Below are 20,404 nucleotides of genomic sequence, written 5' to 3'. Positions count from 1 at the left end.
CTTCGGCAGCCGTACGCACCTGGCAGTCTTCCCGCCCCCTCGGAACGAAGCAGTGAATTGATTGACGACCGTTGCAACGTGCAGTCCAGGAGACACAGCATGAATTACAAATTTCAAGTTTCGGCAGGCTTAGCACTCGCCGCCGGTATTGTTTTACCCGCAGCTTCTTTTGCGCAGATCCAGGACAAGGATAAGAAGGACTACCCAAAGTCTGAATTGTTTATCGGTTACTCCCACCTGCGTGCTGCACCGACGCTTGCCGATGGAAACCGCCTGGTGATGCTCAACGGCGGCAATGCTTCGATCGCTTATAACGTAAACCGTTACTTCGGACTGGTCACAGACTTTGCCGGGTATCGTGATTCCGAGCTGCGTTTGTCTGGCCCGGGCGCTGTGCCGACGCGCATCGTGGACTCGTCGGGTTCGGTCTACACTTTCCTCTTCGGACCGCGCTTCTCGTATCGTGCGCATGAGCGCTTTACACCGTTTGCGCAGGTATTGGCCGGTGGCGCCTATGCGACGGCAGTCACGCTGAAGAATTGCACCACGGCCTGCACGGCAATTCCGGAGCAGGGCACCTTTGCGATGACGGCCGGTGGTGGCCTGGATGTGAAGCTCTCGAAGCACGTCGCTCTGCGCGCTGTGCAGGCAGAGTACCTGATGACTCGTTTTGCGGACACCACGACTGGCAACCGTCGTATGCAAAACGATCTGCGCCTGTCTGCCGGCCTGGTCTTCCGTTTTGGCGGCCATGCTGCCGTGGCCATGGCGAATCGCGCACCGGTGTCGGTCTGTTCGGTCGATAAGCCGGTCATCTACGCCGGTGGCAGTTCGATTGTTTCCGTTCATGCAAAGGCGCTGGATGCTGACAATGATCCGCTGCGCTATGCATGGATGGCCGGTGACGGACAGGTCCAGGGCACAGGTTCCGACGTGCAGTGGGATCTGGCCGGTGGTGCAGTTGGCTCGCACACCATCAATGTGAAGGTGGATGACGGCCGTGGAGGATCCTCCGACTGCTCTGCAGAAGTGATGATCGCCATGGCGCCAAATCATTCGCCGATGCTGACCTGCTCGATTGCAGAGCACGTCCTGGAGGCGGGACAGACTGCGCACCTGATGGCAAACGCCACCGATGCGGACGGCGATCCGCTGCAGTACACGTGGACGACGAACGCAGGCATGTTGCGCGGCGATGGACCGGCCGTGACTTTGCAGACAAGTCCTGCAGGCAACGCCGGATACTCAGTGGGCGTGCGTGTCACGGATGGACGTGGAGGCACATCGGACTGCTCGGTGAACTTCAGCGCGCAGCGCTCGCCGGAGTTTGTGAAGCTGGAGGAGCGGCTTTCGCTGCGCAGCGTTTACTTCCCAACGGCAGAGCCCACGGTTGCGAAGCCGGAGCGTGGTTTGCTGCCAAGTCAGCATAAGACACTGCTTTCACTTGCAGCAGACTTCAGCCAGTATCTGAAGACTGAGCCGCAGGCGAAGCTGATTCTGGAAGGCCATGCCGATCCGAGAGGATCTGCAGAGTACAACCAGAAGCTCTCCGAACTGCGTGTCGGGTTGACCAAGCAGTATCTTGTGGAGCATGGCGTTGGTGCGGAGAGTATCGAAGTGAAGGCGCGCGGCGATCAGCAGAACCTGAGCGACGCACAGGTTCGCGAGGCGATCACTCGCACACCGGAGCTGAGCGAAGATGCGCGGAATCGCTTGCTGCAGAACATGAAGACGGTCATCCTTGCCAGCAATCGCCGGGTCGACGTGACCCTTAGCACAACAAACCAGCACTCGGTCCGTCAGTATCCGTTCAACGCGTCTGACTCCATGACACTGCTGAGTGAGCAGCGTCCTGGACAGCGCAAGATGTTGCGGAAGGCGCGTCGATAGTGTAAGCAACCAGCATTCGGTAGCGAGAATCAAATCGATGGAATGGCAGGGCGGAACGCACAGAGATGCCCAACCGCCCTGCTTCTCTCTCCAGATACAACACAGCGGTCAGTCTCGGACAGTGTGCGCCGACTTTTTGTCGACGTCTCGCGACGCCACGTGCTGGAGTTCCACGGTTCGAGGGGACTACTGCAATGGCCACTTTGGTTTTCGATGCCGATTCATTTCTGGCGACTGCGGGTGTCGGCAGGAAGCTGTTGCAATTCAAGACAGGGCAGCCTTTCTTCACGCAGGGAGATGCGGCCGACAGCATCTTCTATGTGCAGCATGGCCGCATCAAGATCACCGTTGTTTCCACTGCGGGTAAGGAAGCAACGGTTACCCTGATTGGTGCGCAGGAGTTTATCGGCGAAGAGTCACTCGTCTCGATCCCGGGGCGTCGCCTGGCAACCGCGACCGCGTTGAGTTCCTGCACGGTGATGAAGATTCAACGGCAGGAGATGATCCGCGCGTTGCATGAGCAGCCGACACTGTCGGATAAGTTCCTGGCGCTTCTGCTGATTCGAAGCATGCGTACCCAGGCGGATCTGGTAGACCATCTCTTCAACTCAAGCGAAAAACGCCTGGCGCGAATCCTGCTACTGATGGCAGAGTTCGGCAAGCCAGATGAGCAGGAGATGCTGATCCCACAGATTACGCAGGAGACGCTGGCTGAGATGGTTGGAACGACGCGCTCACGCGTCAGCTTCTTCATGAATCGTTTTCGCAAGCTTGGTTTCATCGAATATGACGGTCGCATCACCGTGCATAAGTCGCTGTTGAACGTCGTCCTGCATGAGTAGGTCGAGTGCATGCGGGCCACCGCGGCACGTCACTCTTCGTTGAATTTGTCTATACTCTCCTAGACGGGCTGCATCCGGCTTCACGCCGGAGTGGCACTGGAGAAGACGATGAGTATGACGGAAGTTCGGGACGCCGTGCGTCCCATGGGTGTGGCAAAGGTCACCCCTCAAACGCTGCTGCAAAGCAAGCAAGCCCGCACCCCCATCACAGCACTGACTGCGTATGACTACCCTACGGCTCGTCTCGTCGACGAGGCCGGTATCGACCTGCTCCTCGTAGGTGATTCGCTGGGTATGGCGGTGCTCGGGTATGACAATACGCTGAGCGTCACGATGGAAGATATGCTGCATCACGCGCGCGCTGTGCGGCGTGGAACGCGGCGGGCCATGCTCGTAGTGGACATGCCCTTTGGCAGCTACCAGGTCTCGGTCGAAGAGACACTGCGCAACGCTCTACGTTTCGTAAAGGAAGCGGGGAGCGAAGCCGTGAAGCTTGAAGGCGGAGCCTCGCAGGCGTCGCGTGTGCGCGCACTTACTGAGGCGGAGATACCCGTGGTGGGCCACATCGGACTGACGCCGCAGTCGCTGTATCGCATGGGCGGCTACCGCGTGCAGGGCCGGTCAGAGGCTGCAGCGGCGCAGTTGCGTGACGATGCTTTGGCTCTTGAAGATGCAGGCGCGATCGCGCTCGTTCTGGAAGGCATTCCACGTGAGCTGGCGGAGCAGATCACCGGACTGTTGACGATCCCGACCATTGGCATTGGAGCAGGCCCGGAGTGCGATGGGCAGATCCTGGTCTTCCATGATCTCTTCTCACTCTCGTTCACGAAGCAGGCCAAATTTGTGCGGAGCTTCGGCGATGTGCGCGAATTGATGGAGCAAGGTCTACAGAGCTTTCGCGATGCAGTGACCGGACGAAGCTTTCCGAATGACGCAGAGAGCTATCACATGCCCAGCGGAGTCTCGCTCGCCGTAGAGAGCACAGTTACAGAAACCAAGGAGGTCGCTGTCTCATGCGCCTGATCACCTCGCCCAGCGAGATGCGTTCCGCAGCAAGGATCTATCAGCGAGGATCGACGCAACGGACAATTGGATTAGTGCCGACGATGGGTGCATTGCACGAGGGGCACCTCTCACTGATACGTGCATCTCGTTCGTCGTGTGATCGCACCGTTGCGACGATCTTCGTGAACCCGCTGCAGTTTGGACCCAATGAAGACTTCACACGCTATCCGCGAACGTTCGATCAGGACCGCCTGCTGCTTGAGAAGTCGGGCGTTGACATCCTCTTCGCGCCCAGTCCGGACGAGATGTATCCGACGCCGATGCAGACGCTGGTCGATGTGCCGGTGATCGGCGCGCGGCTTGATGGCGCTTCGCGCGAGGGACACTTCCGTGGCGTCGCGACGGTCGTCTGCAAGCTCTTTCAAATTGTGCAGCCGGACTGCGCCTTCTTCGGTCAGAAGGACGCAGCCCAGGTCGCAGTGCTTCGCGCGATGGTGCGTGATCTTAATTTCGACCTGGAACTCGTCGTCTGTCCTACGGTCCGCGAGGCGGATGGCCTTGCGATGAGTTCGAGGAATCGATATTTGACAGGTGCAGAGCGCACGGAAGCTCTGGCTCTTTCGCGATCGCTTCGTGCGGTTGAGAGCGCCATCGCAGGCGGAGAGCGCAGTATCGTAGACCTGCGTGAGACGTTGATCGCAGAGCTGACTCGTTCCAGTGCGTTGCGCGTTGACTACGCCGAGATTGTGAATCCGGACACACTGGAGAGCGTGACGGAACTACCGGAACAGGCGCTGGTAGCGGTAGCTGCGTGGGTGGGCACGACACGGCTGATTGATAACGCTCTCGTAGTTGTGGAAGGATCGCGCGCATGAAGATCCTGCTGGGCGTGTGTGGCGGTATTGCAGCGTATAAGGCAGCAGAGCTGACCCGCGAATTTCGACGTGGCGGCGCGACCGTGCAGGTCATCATGACGGCGAACGCCGAGCGCTTCGTGACTCCGCTTACCTTCGCGGCGCTCAGCGGCAACCAGGTGATGACATCGTTGTGGCAGCCAATCAACAGTGATGTTGCTGCAGACGAGTCAGGCACCTTCGACATTGAGCACATTCACGTTGGGCAGGATGCAGACGTGCTGGTGATCGCACCGGCCACAGCCAACTTCATCGCAACGCTGGCTCACGGCTTTGCGAACGACCTTCTCTCTGCTGTCTCTCTCGCGACAACGCTTCCGATCGTGATTGCGCCCGCAATGAACAGCAACATGTGGGCGCATCCTGCGACACAGGCAAACCTGGAAACACTGCGCCAGCGCAATGTGCAGATCATCGAACCGGGCAGCGGTGAACTTGCATGCGGCATGATGGGTGCTGGCAGGCTGGCAGAGCCGATTGAGATCGCGAATCGCGTCTTCCAGATCGCACAACAGGGAACGGATCTGATGGGAGAGACAGTACTCATCACGGCGGGCGGTACGCGCGAGCCGATCGATGCGGTGCGCTTCATCGGCAATCGCTCCAGCGGCAAGATGGGATTCGCGCTCGCTGCGGCGGCACGCGCACGCGGAGCCGAAGTGATTCTCATCAGCGCATCGACGACGCTGCCGGTGCCCGCCGGCTGCACTCACATCCGCGTGACCACAGGCGCGCAGATGGAGCAGACAGCGCTCGCAGAGCTGCCGCGAGCATCTATGGTCATTATGGCTGCTGCTGTTTCGGACTACCAGGTGCTGTCACCGTCTGCGCAGAAGATCAAGAAGACCGAGACGCTCACGCTCGAACTGACGCGGACCCCGGACATACTTCGACAGATCGTTCAGCAACGCCGTGCGGGCACCGTTGTCGTTGGCTTCGCTGCGGAGACAGAGCACGTTGTTGAAGAGGGAAGACGCAAGCTTCGCGAAAAGGGTGCCGATCTGATTGTTGCGAATGACGTCTCGCGGGCAGGCAGTGGTTTTGATGCCGATCACAATGCTGGCACGCTGATCTTTGAGGCAGGGCAGCAGGTGATTCCTCTCTCCACCAAACGGGAAATGGCAGAGCGAATTCTCAACTCCGCAACGTCCATCGCTCGACAGTTACGAGGGAAAGCAGAACTCGCGGGTTCTGCAAAGTAGTCACGCCGACAGTGTGCCTACAACCTTCGCGGTAGAGTGGCGTCGCTGTAAGTGGGTATTACGTCATTTCTTGCCGTTTCTTACCTACGGCCCGCAACACGCCTTCAGTCGATTGCGTCCAACGCAAGTGATGAAACTTCTGCGTACCACTGCTTGCGCTCTCGCTGCTGTTGCTCCACTCGCCCTTCACGCAGACGACGCAGCACGATTTGATCTGGCTGGGCCGAAGATCAGTGTGCGTGTGACACGCGGGGGGAAGACGCTCCCGATCAGCCAGGTGCCAAACCTGATGACGGGCGATAAGTTATGGGTCAAGGCGAACCTGCCGCCCACTCAGTCGAACCACTTACTGCTGATTGTTGCCTTTCTGCGTGGCACTACCAACGAGCCGCCGGACAAGTGGTTCACGAAGATTGAGACCTGGGATAAGAAGTCCGCAGAGGGGACAACGGTCGAGGTGCCCGAGGGCGCGGAGCAGGCGCTCCTTTTCATAGCGCCTGAGACCGGTGGCGACTTCGAGACATTGCGCTCTGCCGTGAAGGGCAAGCCCGGGCAGTTCATCCGCGCGGACTCGGATCTGAACCAGGCGTCCTTTGAGCAGCAACGCACCGATCGCTATCTTGCTGCGATGAAGAACGTTCCTGCGAACGATCCCAAGGCTGTGCAGGAGCGTTCTGCGAAGCTTGCATCGACGCTTGCGCTGAAGCCGAATGCTGACTGCTACAAACAGCCGGTGGAACAGCAGTTGAACTGCCTGACAGTGACGAGCGCTCCGCTGATCCTGAGCGATGGACACGGGCAGACCGTAGCGGAAGCGCTCTCGACTGGGCCGTCGTCTGACTTTGTCAATGCGGCCTCTGCAACGCAGGCTGCAGGTGCCGGTGTGTACTCCGCGTATGTGGGCGCGGTCGTCGACCTTGTGCATCTGGTGAGCACGTTGCACACCGCGCAATACCAGTACATTCCCGCACTTAGTTTTCCGGATGCGGAGACGCTTAACCTCAAGCTGAATTCTCCGCCGTCCTTCGTGAATCCGAAGTCTGTAATGGTCGTCGGGTTGCCGGCGATCCAGAAGGCAGTCCCGCCGCCGCTACATGCGCATGCAGCGAATCAGGTGGCGTGCCTGCTGCAGCCCAACCTGACGTTGCTGCTGGATGGCGCGCCGCTTGTTTACTCCACCAGCTATGCGCATGACCTTATGCTGCACCTGAATCGGACCGGCGCACCAACGGATCTGCCGCTGAAGCCGGATGCCTTTGAAGGTGGCCTGGTCGTCGTGAAAGATGATGGAGGTCGCAAACCTCTCAACGACATCAAGCTCAACGCAACTGCCAGTGAGCCGAGCAAAGCGGAAGCAAAGCCGGCCGCCGCGACAGACTTGACCGTAACAGGCACCGTGCGTGGATTGTGGGGCTTCGACTCCTTCGATGGACCAACATTGACGCTGCAGCAGGTCGATGGCAAGAACTGGAAGGTGGTCGGCAACACACAGGTCATCGCAGGCCAGGAGTCACACCTGTCGTTGCAAGGAAACGGCACCGCTTGCATTCAGAAGATTGCGCTCACGACCGGTAAGGACAAGGACGTCGACGTAAGCTTTAAGCCTGCTGAGGGCGACAGAGGCAAGGACACCCTTGACCTCAACGTCCCGGCAAAGCAGACAAAGGCCGGCGACTACTCGCTTGTCGTGCAACAGTTCGGCGCACCGACGCCGGACAAGGTTCCACTGGTCGCGTACGCCGGGGACATCCGTCTCGAAGCCGTGACGATCCACGCTGGCGATAAGATCGCCACACTCACCGGCGACGGTGTAAATAACATCGCGTCCGTGCAGATTGCCGATCAGGCTTTCACGCCCGCTGCCAGCGGCAACACAGACAAGCTGCTCAACCTGGAAGGCAAGGCTGGTGTCTCGCCCAAGGACGGTACCGAGGCGACCGCGAAGCTGAAGGACGGTCGCACCATGCCGGTGAAGGTTTCGCTTGCCGCGGCCCGTCCCACGTTGACGCTGCTGTCCATGAAGGCGACGCCCTTGCAGGGAGAGGGCACGATCCCGGTAACGCTCAGCGGTAAGGATCAGATCGCGCTGCAGGGCACACTGAACTTTGTCATACAGACACGCGATGCCTTCGACCACGCTGAGAAGATCGAAGTCGCAACAGTGAATGGCGCAGCGAAGACGATGCTGTCACTCGCGGACGCACACCTTGTCCTGCAGGACGATCACACGGCTATTGCGACGATTGAACCGCTCAAGGCCTTCGGGCCCTCGGCCTTTGGCAAGCTGCAGATGCGTCCGGTTGCAGGCGATGGCACTACGGGGGAATGGGCTCCACTCGGCACGCTGGTGCGTGTGCCGCAGATCACTGCGATCCAGTGCACGCCGGCGCCCACCAACACCTGCAAGCTCGACGGCAAGAGCCTCTTCCTGGTGCAGTCGTTCAGTGGAGACAAAGAGTTCAGCAAGCCGGCCGATGTGCCCACCGGATTCTCCGACGCAAGCTTCACCGCGCCGGCTCCCGCAGACGGCACGACGCTTTATCTGAAGCTGCGCGACGACCCCGCATCCGTAGCATCGATCACACTGCCTACGCCGATGCCCAAGCCCGCTGCTGCACCCGAAGCTGCCGTACCAGTTCCTCCGCCGACTCCAGCACCGGCTGCTCCCGAGACGCCCGCGTCGGCGACACCGGCACCGGCAGTCCCGCAAACCCCAGCACCGGTGACACCTGTGCCCGCACCAGCAGACAAGTCCGCTGCCCCGGCCAATCCGTAGGTGGCTGGCCACCGCTTGTTAGGCGGTGGTCTTCTCGAGTTTGCGAAGAGCAGCGCGGCCCAATGGGCGTTCGTGCAGAAGAAGCTCTGCAGCGCGCACGCGTGGGTTTGCATGGAACCAGCTTTGCACTGCGTTCTTTGACAGCAGATTCGTTGCTGCAAGCAGCGACATGCCGTGGTGATGAGCCATCCAGCTTCGTACTAACTCAGGCTGCTTATTGCCAGAGGTAAAGTCGGCTGCCTCGAAGAAGCCGTGGCTTCCGACCCAGCCCATCTTCTCCATCTTGCGCAGATTCTTAATGGCACCCTGTCGCAGGAACGGCAAAGCAAGAAACGTCGAGTAAGGCGAGATCACCGGGCCGTCTTCCGCTCCGTACTTTAACGCCAGCGACGGAATGCCGTAGGCCTGATACCCGAAGCGACCTGCAGCATCCTTGCGCGCCATGCCGCTCTCTGAGATGCCCCACGGAATGCGCTTCACATGATTTCGCTGGATCACGACGGCAGAGTCGATCGCCCGCGACATCAACGTGTCATGGTAGTGCCGCATCCAAAGCGTCGGCATCAGGTATTCAAACATGGTTCCGGTCCACGACAACAACGTTGCGCGGCCCTTAACCAGCACATGTGCGCGACCCAGACGGAACCACACTCGCTGCGGAACATCGCCCTTTGCAATCGCGAGGAAGGTTGCGATTCGAGCCTCGGACGCGAGCAGGTCGTAGCAAGCCGAGTGTAGTTCCTGCGTCTTGCCGTCATAACCGATTGAGAGCAGTTGACGCGCCTTGACCAACAGAAATCCGAAGTGCATTTCGTTGGCATAGCGTTCGCTCAGCTCCGATATCGCTGTCATCTGCGATAGAAGGTTGACCGCGTTTGCCTCGGCGGTTGAGAGCAACGTGCGGAGTTCCAGTGTCAGCTCTTCATCGCTGCCAGTTGCGGCACGAGCGAACCCGTCGATCCTTTGGGCGCAGGCACGGATATAGTCCACTGCGCAGTTCAAGGTGGGAATGACATCGTTTTCCGGATGCCGGAAATGATCCAAAGACAGTAGCGGCTCAAAGCGAGGCAGCAGCCATGGTAGGTATTGCTCCACGTAGATTCGCAGTGCGACTCGTCGGCGCTCAGCCTCTTCCATCATCCAGTCGCCGTTCGGTCGTACGGGATCCAGATGGAAGAGCCACTTCACCGCACCGCGCAGATCAGAGGGCAGGGAACCACCCTCAGCCTGCATCATTGCGTGCAGCGCCACGAACGGATCTTCCGTAAGGAAAGGCTTCTTCATCGTGTCCAGCACGCCACCGTGCAGGGCATAGAAGCTGGCCAGCAGGTTGCCGCTATCGACCGTCGAGATGGTGAATGGCGGCTTCGCCTCGAGCGTCTGGATGTCGATCCAGTTATAGATATGGCCGTTCACTTTCTCTAACCGAGAGTAAGTGTCCAGCGTGCCCAGCGTGGCGCGCGTGAACTCCGGCAGTGAGATGAACCCCAGCGTCAGCGCGGCCTGTCGCGCATTGAGTAACATACCCAGGTTCGTCGGTGAGAGAGTATGCACCTGGTGAAGATTCTGCTCTTCCACGTTGTCCGGAATCAGCCAATGGTTTTCCTCACCACCGAACTCCGCGAAGAAGCGCCAGATCAAGAGCGCATGCTTCTGCACGAATCTCCGGTCAGAGGCATCCAGCGGACCTTCCAGCTTTCGCGGCGGCGAGTTTAGCCATCCCGTTACGAATGGAGCGATGATCCAGAGGAAGAGGATGGGTGCTGTCCAACGCAGATTGCCCGGCTCCCGCAGGGCAATCAAGCCGCCGATGGCGAACGCAAGCAACGGTGAAGCTTGCAGGTAAACATCCAGGGCGCTGCGTGTCCGCACCGTCTCTGCCTGTGCCGCGGTCTCCCACTCCAGCAGCTTTCTGCCGGTGACCATGGTGCGCACTAACGATCGGACGATGGCGTCCACGGACAGCATCGTCTGGTGCGGGAGGAATGCGAGGTTCAGTAATTGAAATCCAAGCGAGCGATAGAAGGTCTCTACCGCATCGACACACCCATCCCAGCTTGTATTCACCGCAGCGCGCAGCAACTTAAATACTAACTGCACGACGACAGGGAACAGGATCAATACGAGCGTCGCAATGGTCCAATATTTCGGACCGCCGGGCAGCAGAAGCCAACCGCATACGATCAGGAGGAATGTGATTGGCTCCACTAGGCTGCGTCGCAGGTTGTCGAGTATCTTCCACTGTGAGATGAGGCTGATCGGATTCGCACCCAGCCTGTTCGACTCATCCGGGACACGGTTGCGCAGCCATCGTGCAATCTGCCAATCGCCGCGTACCCAGCGGTGTTTTCGCCGGTTGTAGGCGGAATAGTGCGACGGGTAATCGTCGACAACTTCAATATCCGTGACCAGACCGGCTCGCGCGTAGGCGCCTTCGATCAGGTCGTGGGACAACAACACATCCTGCGGAAAGCGCTTGTTCAACACCTCGTGCAGGATCCCTGCTTCGTAGATGCCCTTACCCGTGAAGATACCTTCGCCGAACAAGTCCTGGTACACATCACTGACAGCGCGCGTATAGATATCGAAGCCAGTCTCACCGGAATAGATAGCCGCTAGCCGTGAGCGCGAAGCCGAAGCGACGCTGACTGCAACACGAGGCTGAAGGATTCCGTAACCCTTCGTCACAACGCGTAGCTGTGGATCGACGATGCCCTGATTCAGGGGATGCGCCATCGTGCCGACCATGCGAGCGGCCGTGTTCTTCGGTAACTGCGTGTCGGAATCCAGCGTGATGACGTAACGAATTTCGCGCAGCAGATGGGTAGGCCCCGCCTTGACAGGGAAACTATCGAACTCGCCGAAGAGCAGCTTGTTCAGATCCAGCAGCTTGCCGCGCTTACGCTCCCAACCCATCCATGCGCCCTGGCGCTGGTTGAAGACGCGATGACGATGCAGCAGCAGGAACGCACCACCACCCTCATGGGAGTACTTCGCGTTCAACTCATCGGTCAATCGAACCGCAAGATCGACCAGATCGTTTCTATCTTCCGAGAGAGGACGTGTTACTGAATCCGGCAGGTCGGTCAATAGGCCAAAGTGCAGATGGGGATCGGTGTTTGCGAGCCATCGTGCCTCAAGCTCCTCAAACAGTTCCAGCACCTGCACTTCACTGAGCAGCAGCGTCGGTACCACTACGAAGGTGCTCTCAGACTGCGGGATGCCAGTGGTGTAGTCCAGCTTCGGCAGCGGCTGCGGTTCCAGCAGCGACGTCACGATGTTGTTGACGATGTCGATGGCGCCCTGCGTCACAGGCAGCAGCGCAAGAAACAGCGCGGTCATCGTCCACTGAAATGCATGGTGGGGGACCAGCGGCAGTGTAAGTGCCGCAACAGTGAGCGCTGTGAGGAAGAAGATACTCACGATGTAAACATCGTCGGCGTAGCGCTTCATGCCAAGGCGCAGATGTTCTCGCAACGGTGCGTGGTATCCGATCCTGGCGGAGAGATTGGGCAGGCCCTCTTCGAAGAGGTAATACCCAACATGCGACCGTCTACGGACTAACCGCGGATCCTCACCTGATTCTTCGTACGCCTTGATTGAAAGCTCGATGGCGGTCAGCGCGACGTCGTACTCAGACAGGCGTGAATGCTTGGCTAACTGCGATACGCGCGTCATGTAACGTCCGCGGGTCTCCTCTTCCATTCTTGGAAACACGCCGTCCGGATCACCAGCTAGTACGGAGGAGAAGGCGACAAATTGTTCGAGCGCTTCCGGCCATTCAAACTGATTCAGCCTGCGAAGCGAATGCAGCGGGGCAGAGAAGGGGGAAGCTTCGATCGGCGGAACTTCTTTGGCGAACGTCTCGTCGGCCCGGTCAAGAATGAACTCAAGCTGCGCGAGTTTGAGAAAGACCGGGAGCGAGCGGATCTCACTCAGGTGCAACGCTTCCCGCTCCTGCACAGCGCGCAGAAAGACTGCGAGAGATTCCATCGACCAGATGCCACCGGCCGTGTCGAGATACTCTTCTGTTACGCGCATCACGCGTGGCACACGATCGCCCTCGCGCGTGTCCATTGCGGTCAACTGGCGGAAGGGCTTCTCTTCATCCCGCGCGCCTTCCAGCACGTTCTGCAGCATACGCGTGCTTTCCAGCAGCTCAAGCTGCGGCGTCAACACATTCGGCGTTGCGATCTTCTTGCACTCTGCCAGACGAGAGGTCAGCCGCGTCTGCAGCTTCTGCATGCGGTGACCGATGTCCGCACCTGTCTTCTCCAGCTTTCCCGCACCCTGCCACGCAGAGACCAGCTCGCTGGCCGTAAGGCGAAACGCGTCTTCCGACACGCTCGGCTCCTCCGGGATGCCGGCGGTCTCATGTGTCTCGGCAATAAACTCAGGTTGATGAAAAGGGGCCTCGCCCTGCACTTCCGGCATCACAATCTCTCTCGATCCATGGTTGTCAGCGATAACTCGCTGCCTGCAGCTCGAACATCTCGGCATACACTCCAGCCCGATTCATAAGTTCGGCATGACTGCCTTCCTCGATCAGGCGTCCTCCACCAAGGACAACAATGCGATCCGCCATACGGACCGTCGAAAAGCGATGCGAAATCAGTAGTGCCATCTTGCCTTGCGTTAACTCAGCGAAGCGTTCGAAGACTTCAAGCTCGCTGCGTGCGTCCAGCGCGGCAGTCGGCTCGTCCAGGATCAGCAACTGAGCATTGCGCAGGTAGGCACGTGCAAGCGCGACACGTTGCCACTCACCGCCTGAGAGCTCAACACCGCCCTCGAAACGACGCCCAAGTATCTGGTCGTAACCGCCTCCGAGCTTTGCAATTACGGTATCTGCCAGGCTCCGGTGAGCAGCATCTTCAATATCATCCTGCTGGTTCTCATGATCGATGCGACCGACGGCGATGTTCTCCCGCGCAGTCATCTCGTAACGCATGAAGTCCTGAAAGATCACACCGATCTCGCGGTGCAGATCGTCCAGACGGTACTCACGCAGGTCCTTCCCATCCAGCAGGATCTGGCCTTCGGTGGGGTCATAGAGGCGTGTGATCAGCTTGACGATGGTCGTCTTGCCCTGCCCGTTCTCACCAATCAGTGCAACACGCTCGCCAGGCTTCAGCGTGAACGTGAAGTTCTTCAACACCGTGCGATTGGTTCCCGGATAAGTGAAGGACACATTGCGAAACTCAAAGCCCTCACGGATCGGCCGCGGCGCGGACAGGCCGTCCGGCTTCGAGAAGACCGTTGGCTCCATCTTGAAGAACTCAATCAGATCCGTCAGGAAGAGCGCCTGATCCGCGATACCGGATGCAGTGGAGAATACCTGCTGCAGATTCGAGTTAGCCTGCTGGATCGAGGCCGTCAGGAAGGTGAAGTAACCAATGCTGTAGTCGCCATGGATGGTGCGCATGATGACGAACAGGTAGGCGCTGTAATAGCCCATGGTGCTGATAATGCCGAGCAGGCCACCCAGCATCAGCTTCTTGCGCGACAGCGCCATGTCTTCACGGAAGATCTGGCTTGCCAGCGCCTGGAAGCGGGATGTGAAGTAGGCACTCAGGCCGAAGAGCTTGATCTCCTTCGCACCATCGCGGCTACCTGCAACGGTTCGCAGATAATCCATCTGCCGCTTCGCCGGTGTCTGGCGGAAGTTCTTCGCATAGCCGAGGAAGGCGAAGTGCGTCTCACCCAGGAAGGACGGCAGCACGCCGACGAGCATCAGCAGCACCAGCCACGGGGAGGCAAACATCAGCGCAACCGAGAAGACGAGCGTCGTGATGGACTGCTGCATCAGCCGTCCGATCTGCTGAATCATCACGAGTCGATCGGTTGCTTGGACGCGTGCGCGTTCGAGCCTGTCATAGAAGGCGGGGTTCTCGTAGGTGGTCAGGTCAAGCCGGGCCGCCTGTTCCATCACCTTTACGGAAGCGTAGTGCGTATAGCTGTTCGCCAGGATCGAGTCGCTGTAGTCGATTGCCCGCATCAGCAGACCGATGGCGACGTTCAGGCCGATTTCGCCGCCAACCCAGTACCAGAAGAGGGGATCGAGAGCTTTGCCGTGTACGCGTTCGGCAATGTCATTAATGATGTACTGCACGATCTTTGCCGCAGCAAAGGGCAGCACAGCAACGACGATGCGGAGCAGTACGCCCCAGATGACCGCCGTGTGACTTGATTCCCAAAGGATCTTAAGGACAAGGGGGACGTTGCGTAACGCGACAATGCGCTCGCGCCAAGGCTGCCCTGTGTCTGTGTCTTCTGTCATTGCGACCAGTGCACTCCGCTGTTGATGAGATTGAAAGGTTGGATGCGGGTTTTGCGCAACTGACCGCGTGGGAAGTGAAATCAATCCCCGCAGACTCGACCAGTGAGCCTTACGCCGGAATAAATCCGACAGCTTTCATGGATCGTGCCAGCTCGGGGATCTGCCGGCAAGCTGCCCAGACACTGCCGGTGAGAAGGTTCTCCACCATCAACATGCCAAGGCCAAGATCAATCGAGATAATGTCGGGATCGTACCATCCACCATCGGGGCTGCCGGGGTTGAACGCATTCACAAACCCGTATCTCTCCCAGGAGCGGGGATAGAGTGTGCGAAACGTCTTGAGGGCGACGATACACTCCTCAGGCAGAAGAACCAAACCGCCAGCCGCGGCATGCGGGCTCAAAGTCCCATCCCAGTCGCCCACAACGGGGGGTGCACCCCACGCGGAGTAAGACCCGCGAGGATTGTCCGACGCGGAAAATCCCCAAATCCGCTCATCCACCCAGTCAAATCGACCGTGCTGTAGCATGCACCACGTTTTATGGGCACGCATCGCCGCAATCGAATTCTGAAAATAGTTCGCGTAGTGGTCGCGCGTCGAACGAAGATCGAGCCAGATGTGCGGGTACTGATGGATGAACAGCGCGCCAAAGCTCGAGATGAACCGGATGCCGCCGAAGTCATAGGTATTGCGTGTGACCGCGTCCCAGCTCGACGCGGGAATGGGGTGTGTTGAGGAACCGATCGCCAGCAGATACATCAGCAGGCATTCCGAATAGGAGTTCCAACGCACCGTCTGGAAGCCCCGCCCGGGTTCCCAGCCCATGGTGAGCGTCTCCTCGTGATTGGTCATCCATCGCCAATCCACGCGGTCATAAATCTTTTTCACCAGAGCATCGGCGCGCGCCGAATTCATCCCACGCGCGGCGTGCAGCGCACCCGCAAGGAAGAGCGAAGTATCGATCGAGGAAAACTCCTGCGGACTGAGCACCTCGAACGTGCGTGCATTCAGATAGTGCGGCAGGAAGCCATTTTTGTGCGGTATCTTGTTCGCGGCAACCTGCAGCGTCAGCATAATCCGCTGTGCGCACTGATCCTCCGGCAGATACCCGTGGGAAATCGCGATTGATAATGCGCTCAGACCGAAGCCCGTCGCCGCGATCGACGCCAGCGGTTGCGTTCGCAACGTTGCGCTGCCGTCGGCACGCGCGCGATCGTAGACGAGGCCGGTTGAAGGATCGGCCTGCTCCAGAAAGAAGTGAGAGGCACGCTCCCGCAACTCTTCCAGCAGCCGCGTGCTCTCCGGATCAAAGTTCGTGGGCTGATTGGCGACGGGATTATGCGCCGTCGGGGTGCGCCGCTCCGGCTGAAGCTTGGGCCCCTTGGCAGCCTTGCCTTCACCGGACGCATCCAGCAACGGCCCGGCAAACGCCGCAGACGCTGAGAGTTTGCCGATTGTCCGAAGAGCCTGCCGCCTGTTCACTCAAACTACAGATGCTTCGGACTGAGGTAACGTCTCCACAGATTGGTCTCTGCGCGCACATTATTGAAAAGTGCACACGACATTTTCTGAAAGGTGACCTCAGCGCGCGATCAGTCGACGGCGGGCAGTGCAAGAGCAGATCGGTCCGCTGGAAAAGGGAAGGGACCCTGCGAAACCATTCTTACAATCGCATGGGCCTGCACCGCAGGCGAGAACAGGAAGCCCTGTGCCTGCTCGCATCCCATATGGACCAGGTGACCGCGCTGCGCTTCCGTCTCAATACCCTCTGCAATCACCGACATACCAAGCGTAGTGCCCAGTGCCATGATTGCCGAAACGAGTTTGATGCTCTGCGGATCATCATCCATGCGTTCGATGAACGACCGATCGATCTTCAGACATTGAAACGGATAACGGTGCAGATAGCTTAGTGAGGAATACCCCGTCCCGAAGTCGTCCATGTACAGGCGGATCCCTTCCTTCGCAATGGCCTGCAGCGCTGCCACTGCACCCTCGGCATTATCCATCAGCATGCTCTCCGTAACCTCGAGCACCAGACACTCTGACGGTAGACCGGCGGCCTTCAGCAAACCGCAAATACTTCCGACCAGATGGCAATCGTTCAACTGCCGTGCCGAAAGATTTACTGCCATCGTCGCCGTCGGCGGCACCAACCCGTCACGTCGCCACTCCGCCAACTGCTGAATCGCTGTCTCCAGCGCCCACCGCCCCATCTGCAGGACGAATCCCGTCTCTTCCGCAAGCGGAATGAAAAACGCCGGTGAGACAAGGCCCCGAGTGGGATGGTTCCACCGAGTCAGCGCCTCGAAACCCAGGATCGCTCCAGATTTCAGGTCCACGCTTGGCTGGTAGTACAGCTCAAACTGATGCTCCGCAACAGCCGTTCGCAGGTCGGCCTCATCGGCCAGTCGTGTTGTCGCCCGCGCACGCATCTTCTGCGTAAAGGTGGCAGACTGTGCCTTGCCGTTGGCCTTCGCTGCATACATCGCGACATCGGCGTCCTCCAGCACCTGCTCCGCCTTCGTATAGGACCCCGGGTGCCCAACCGCAACGCCGATGCTTGCCGAGATGAAGACCTCCTGTCCATGGCAGTCGATCGGAACCTCAAGCAGATACTCCAGCATGGACGCGTACGTAAGCGCATCTTCTTCATGTGTCACATCGCCCAGCAGCACCACAAACTCGTCGCCACCCAGCCGCGAGACAATGCTGCCCGGCACCATCTGAACCGTCTCCTCAAGTCGCCGGCCGACCTCTACCAGTAGGGCGTCGCCCTTCAGATGCCCCAGGCTATCGTTGATGCGCTTGAACAGATCCAGATCGATGAACAGCAGGGCATAGCAGCGATCGTGATGTTCCTCACGCTCGATCCGCCACTGCAACTGCTCCAGCAGCGACAAACGGTTATGCAGATTCGTCAACGGATCCACAATCTTCCGAGCGGTGATATCGCTGATCGACCCGGTCAGCCGCGTCGGCTTTCCGGTTTCGTCTCGTTGGCAAAGACTGCGGCACAGGATCCAGCGCCACGATCCATCCTCATGCCGGTGTCGGAGTTCGATTTCAAGTGTGGCCGTGTTGTTCCCTTGTAACTCATGCCATGCGTTCTGGGCGCGCTCCACGTCTGCCGGATGGAGAAGCTCCATCCAGTCCGCCATGGTGCCTGTAAACTCCTCTTCGGGCAGGCCCAGGATCGAACGGAAACGCCCTGAATAATAGACGCTGCCGCTGCAGCAATCCAGATCCCATATGCCCTCTGTCGTCGCCATCGTCGCCAGGCTGAATCGTTCGTTCGCTCGTTGCAGTTCCAGCTGCGACGTTCGTTCCTTCGTGATGTCGGAAAAGAAAACCGCAAGCCCCTCCGACACGGGATAGGCCTTCACCTCCCACAGTTGGTCTGGGGGGGCGGTGATCTCGAAGGTAACGGGAGCAGACGCAGCCAGGGCCGCCCGCAGGAGCTTCACATTCTCTGCAGGCATCAATGCTTCAAGGTGCGTACCGTAATCGAGCCTGTCACCGAAGAGGGCAATCGCCGCAGCATTCCAGGTCTCAACGGACAGGTCGAACGAAGTCGTGAGAATCGCCTGGTCAGAAAAACGCACCACATCCGCCAGGCTGTCCGCTTTGCGCTTTAGCTCCAGCGTCTCGCGTTCATAGTGCTTTCGCTCGGTAATGTCGACAAATGTGGTCGTCACGTGCGCGGCCTGCGTCAGCATTGCGTCCTTTACCACGGACGTCATGATGACCGGCATCGTATCTCCGCTGGACCTCGCAAACTCTAATGCGATATCGCTAACCGCGCCCCGCAGTTGCAGCAGCGGCCGGTAGTGCGTCTCATACAGAATCTTGCTGGCGGGTGTCAGCACATCCTGCAGACGCATCGAAAGCAGACTTGCCTTGCTATGGCCCAGCCATTTGGCAAAGGTGTTGTTCACACGAAGTAGTTTGCCGTCCAGATCGGTCGATACGTAAGCGCAGGGCGCACCCTCATAGAGAGCAACCGCTTCCTCGCGGGTCAGACCGTTCGGTACGGCCCTCATACAGCCTGATTCAGAAAGGATCGGATCTTGGCGATCGTCTCCCTTGGGGCGCTAAGGTGAGGGCAGTGACCAGTTGCCTGCATCATTACAAGCTGGCTTTCCGGCATCACGCCATGCATGTATTCGCCTACAGTGGCAGGCGCGATGGAGTCGTCAGCGCACTGCAGAATCAGCGTTGGGATCGCAACCTTCGGCAGGTCTTCCAGATTGTTGGATAGGAAAGTTACCCGTGCGAAATGCCGTGCGATCGTCGGATTCATCCGGCAGAACGATCCAGCCAGTTCGTCGCTCAACTCCGGCCGTTCCGCGTTGCCCATGATTACGGGTGCCATCGCCGCCGACCAGCCAAGGTGATTGGTGTCCAGCAGCTCCAGCAGCGCGTCGATGTCTGGCCGCGTAAATCCACCCACGTAACCAGCCTGATTGATGTAACAGGGCGACGGCGCAACCATCACCAGTCGCGAGAAGATCTCAGGCCGTTTGATCACCGCAAGCATCCCGACGATCGCACTCACGGAGTGACCCACGAACGTGACTTTTTCCAATTCCAGTTCATCGCACAGCGTAAGAATGTCATCGGCATAACCGTCAAGGTTTCTGTACTTGTAGCGATTGAACGCTGCCGCATCGGATGCACCGGCGCCGACGTGATCGAAGAGAATCGTCCGGTGGTCCGAGAACCCTGGTGTGACGAACCGCCAGACCTGCTGGTCGCAACCATACCCATGCGCAAACAGGATCGGCTCTCCCGCTCCCGTCTCGTGCACATTGTTCTGGACCGTGATGGATGCTTCCTTTTTCAATGAAACCTTCGCTTCTTTGCAAATTCAGCCTATGCTCCACCACCGGCAACCGCACTCCCCCGAACGTGTCAAGATTGGGCGCAAATGATGCGAATTGTTCAATTTGCGGCGCAGTCCAGTAATCGCGTTGGGCCTGATAGCCCGGTCAAGGAGGATCGCACCCCGGGCAGACGACTTGTTCGTGAATCGCCTGGCCGATATCACCGACAATCATCGTACGAAGATTTTCGTTGACACCTACGAAGACCTTCGGATATTGTCAGGCTCATGAAGAACTCGAATGAAATTCCGAAGCCGACGGAGGGGGAATTGGAGCTACTCTCCATTCTGTGGGATCGTGGCCCCGCCACCGTGCGTGACGTGTTTGTGGAAGTGAACAAACACCGGCCGGTCGTCTACACCGGCGTCCAGAAGTTGATGCAGATCATGCTGGACAAGGGACTGCTGGCACGCGACGCAACCGAGCGGGCGCACGTCTATCGCCCGGCCGTCGCCAAAGAAGAAACAGAGCAGCGTTTCATGCGCGAACTCAGCAACCGCTTCTTCGCAGGCAGCGCCGGCCAGCTCGCACTGCGTGCGTTGGAGATGGAGCAGGCAAGCGAAGAAGAGCTTGATGAAATTCGCAAGCTGATCGCAAAGAAGCGTTCCTAA

12 protein-coding genes are annotated in these 20,404 nt (G+C 58.8%); 7 read left to right on the top strand and 5 right to left on the bottom strand.

Features of this window, described 5'->3' with window-relative positions; translation table 11 throughout:
* Nucleotides 1-99: 99 nt before the first annotated feature.
* From TERRO_RS14180 to TERRO_RS14155, 6 genes are all read left to right on the top strand, one after another.
* Nucleotides 100-1,890: an Ig-like domain-containing protein gene (locus TERRO_RS14180; RefSeq protein ID WP_014786379.1), complete on the top strand. Its 1,791-nt coding sequence runs from the start codon at nt 100-102 to the stop codon at nt 1,888-1,890.
* 194 nt (nt 1,891-2,084) lie between these two features.
* Nucleotides 2,085-2,732 (top strand): Crp/Fnr family transcriptional regulator, encoded by a 648-nt coding sequence (locus tag TERRO_RS14175; protein ID WP_014786378.1) that lies wholly within the window; start codon nt 2,085-2,087, stop codon nt 2,730-2,732.
* A 108-nt stretch (nt 2,733-2,840) separates the two neighbouring features.
* Entirely contained in the window at nt 2,841-3,755 is a 915-nt protein-coding gene (gene panB / locus TERRO_RS14170; RefSeq protein ID WP_014786377.1) for a 3-methyl-2-oxobutanoate hydroxymethyltransferase, read from the top strand.
* Nucleotides 3,746-4,612 (top strand): pantoate--beta-alanine ligase, encoded by an 867-nt coding sequence (gene panC / locus TERRO_RS14165; protein ID WP_014786376.1) that lies wholly within the window; start codon nt 3,746-3,748, stop codon nt 4,610-4,612. Before panB ends, panC begins: the two co-directional genes overlap by 10 nt.
* Nucleotides 4,609-5,853, top strand: a complete 1,245-nt coding sequence (gene coaBC / locus TERRO_RS14160; protein WP_014786375.1) for a bifunctional phosphopantothenoylcysteine decarboxylase/phosphopantothenate--cysteine ligase CoaBC — start codon at nt 4,609-4,611, stop codon at nt 5,851-5,853. The genes panC and coaBC overlap by 4 nt, the downstream gene beginning before the upstream one ends.
* 130 nt (nt 5,854-5,983) lie before the next feature.
* On the top strand, nt 5,984-8,629 hold the full coding sequence (locus TERRO_RS14155) for a hypothetical protein (RefSeq protein ID WP_014786374.1): 2,646 nt from the start codon (nt 5,984-5,986) through the stop codon (nt 8,627-8,629).
* Nucleotides 8,630-8,647: 18 nt separating this feature from the next.
* Here the strand turns inward: TERRO_RS14155 and TERRO_RS14150 are convergent, their stop codons facing one another.
* The 5 genes from TERRO_RS14150 to TERRO_RS14130 all read right to left on the bottom strand — a co-directional run bounded on the left by TERRO_RS14150 (nt 8,648) and on the right by TERRO_RS14130 (nt 19,753).
* Nucleotides 8,648-13,063 carry a glucoamylase family protein gene (locus TERRO_RS14150; RefSeq protein WP_014786373.1) on the bottom strand — a complete coding sequence of 1,472 codons (4,416 nt, stop codon included), beginning with the start codon at nt 13,061-13,063 and terminating at the stop codon, nt 8,648-8,650.
* 25 nt (nt 13,064-13,088) lie between these two features.
* Nucleotides 13,089-14,906 carry an ABC transporter ATP-binding protein gene (locus TERRO_RS14145; RefSeq protein WP_014786372.1) on the bottom strand — a complete coding sequence of 606 codons (1,818 nt, stop codon included), beginning with the start codon at nt 14,904-14,906 and terminating at the stop codon, nt 13,089-13,091.
* 109 nt (nt 14,907-15,015) lie between these two features.
* Nucleotides 15,016-16,389 carry a glucoamylase family protein gene (locus TERRO_RS14140; protein WP_157178354.1) on the bottom strand — a complete coding sequence of 458 codons (1,374 nt, stop codon included), beginning with the start codon at nt 16,387-16,389 and terminating at the stop codon, nt 15,016-15,018.
* Nucleotides 16,390-16,499: 110 nt separating this feature from the next.
* Entirely contained in the window at nt 16,500-18,950 is a 2,451-nt protein-coding gene (locus TERRO_RS14135; protein ID WP_014786370.1) for a sensor domain-containing protein, read from the bottom strand.
* On the bottom strand, nt 18,947-19,753 hold the full coding sequence (locus TERRO_RS14130; protein WP_014786369.1) for an alpha/beta fold hydrolase: 807 nt from the start codon (nt 19,751-19,753) through the stop codon (nt 18,947-18,949). Before TERRO_RS14130 ends, TERRO_RS14135 begins: the two co-directional genes overlap by 4 nt.
* A gap of 267 nt (nt 19,754-20,020) precedes the next feature.
* Between TERRO_RS14130 and TERRO_RS14125 the strand changes: the two genes are divergently transcribed.
* Nucleotides 20,021-20,404 (top strand): BlaI/MecI/CopY family transcriptional regulator, encoded by a 384-nt coding sequence (locus TERRO_RS14125; protein ID WP_014786368.1) that lies wholly within the window; start codon nt 20,021-20,023, stop codon nt 20,402-20,404.

The sequence above is a fragment of the Terriglobus roseus DSM 18391 genome, assembly GCF_000265425.1.
Lineage (GTDB): Bacteria > Acidobacteriota > Terriglobia > Terriglobales > Acidobacteriaceae > Terriglobus > Terriglobus roseus.
This window is presented reverse-complemented; position numbering and strand designations above follow the sequence as displayed.

Coding starts and splice junctions, on each gene's coding strand:
- TERRO_RS14180 (WP_014786379.1), top strand. CDS start 100: ATGAATTACAAATTTCAAGTTTCGGCAGGCTTAGCACTCGCCGCCGGT.
- TERRO_RS14175 (WP_014786378.1), top strand. CDS start 2,085: ATGGCCACTTTGGTTTTCGATGCCGATTCATTTCTGGCGACTGCGGGT.
- panB (WP_014786377.1), top strand. CDS start 2,841: ATGAGTATGACGGAAGTTCGGGACGCCGTGCGTCCCATGGGTGTGGCA.
- panC (WP_014786376.1), top strand. CDS start 3,746: ATGCGCCTGATCACCTCGCCCAGCGAGATGCGTTCCGCAGCAAGGATC.
- coaBC (WP_014786375.1), top strand. CDS start 4,609: ATGAAGATCCTGCTGGGCGTGTGTGGCGGTATTGCAGCGTATAAGGCA.
- TERRO_RS14155 (WP_014786374.1), top strand. CDS start 5,984: ATGAAACTTCTGCGTACCACTGCTTGCGCTCTCGCTGCTGTTGCTCCA.
- TERRO_RS14150 (WP_014786373.1), bottom strand. CDS start 13,063: ATGCCGGAAGTGCAGGGCGAGGCCCCTTTTCATCAACCTGAGTTTATT.
- TERRO_RS14145 (WP_014786372.1), bottom strand. CDS start 14,906: ATGACAGAAGACACAGACACAGGGCAGCCTTGGCGCGAGCGCATTGTC.
- TERRO_RS14135 (WP_014786370.1), bottom strand. CDS start 18,950: ATGAGGGCCGTACCGAACGGTCTGACCCGCGAGGAAGCGGTTGCTCTC.
- TERRO_RS14125 (WP_014786368.1), top strand. CDS start 20,021: ATGAAGAACTCGAATGAAATTCCGAAGCCGACGGAGGGGGAATTGGAG.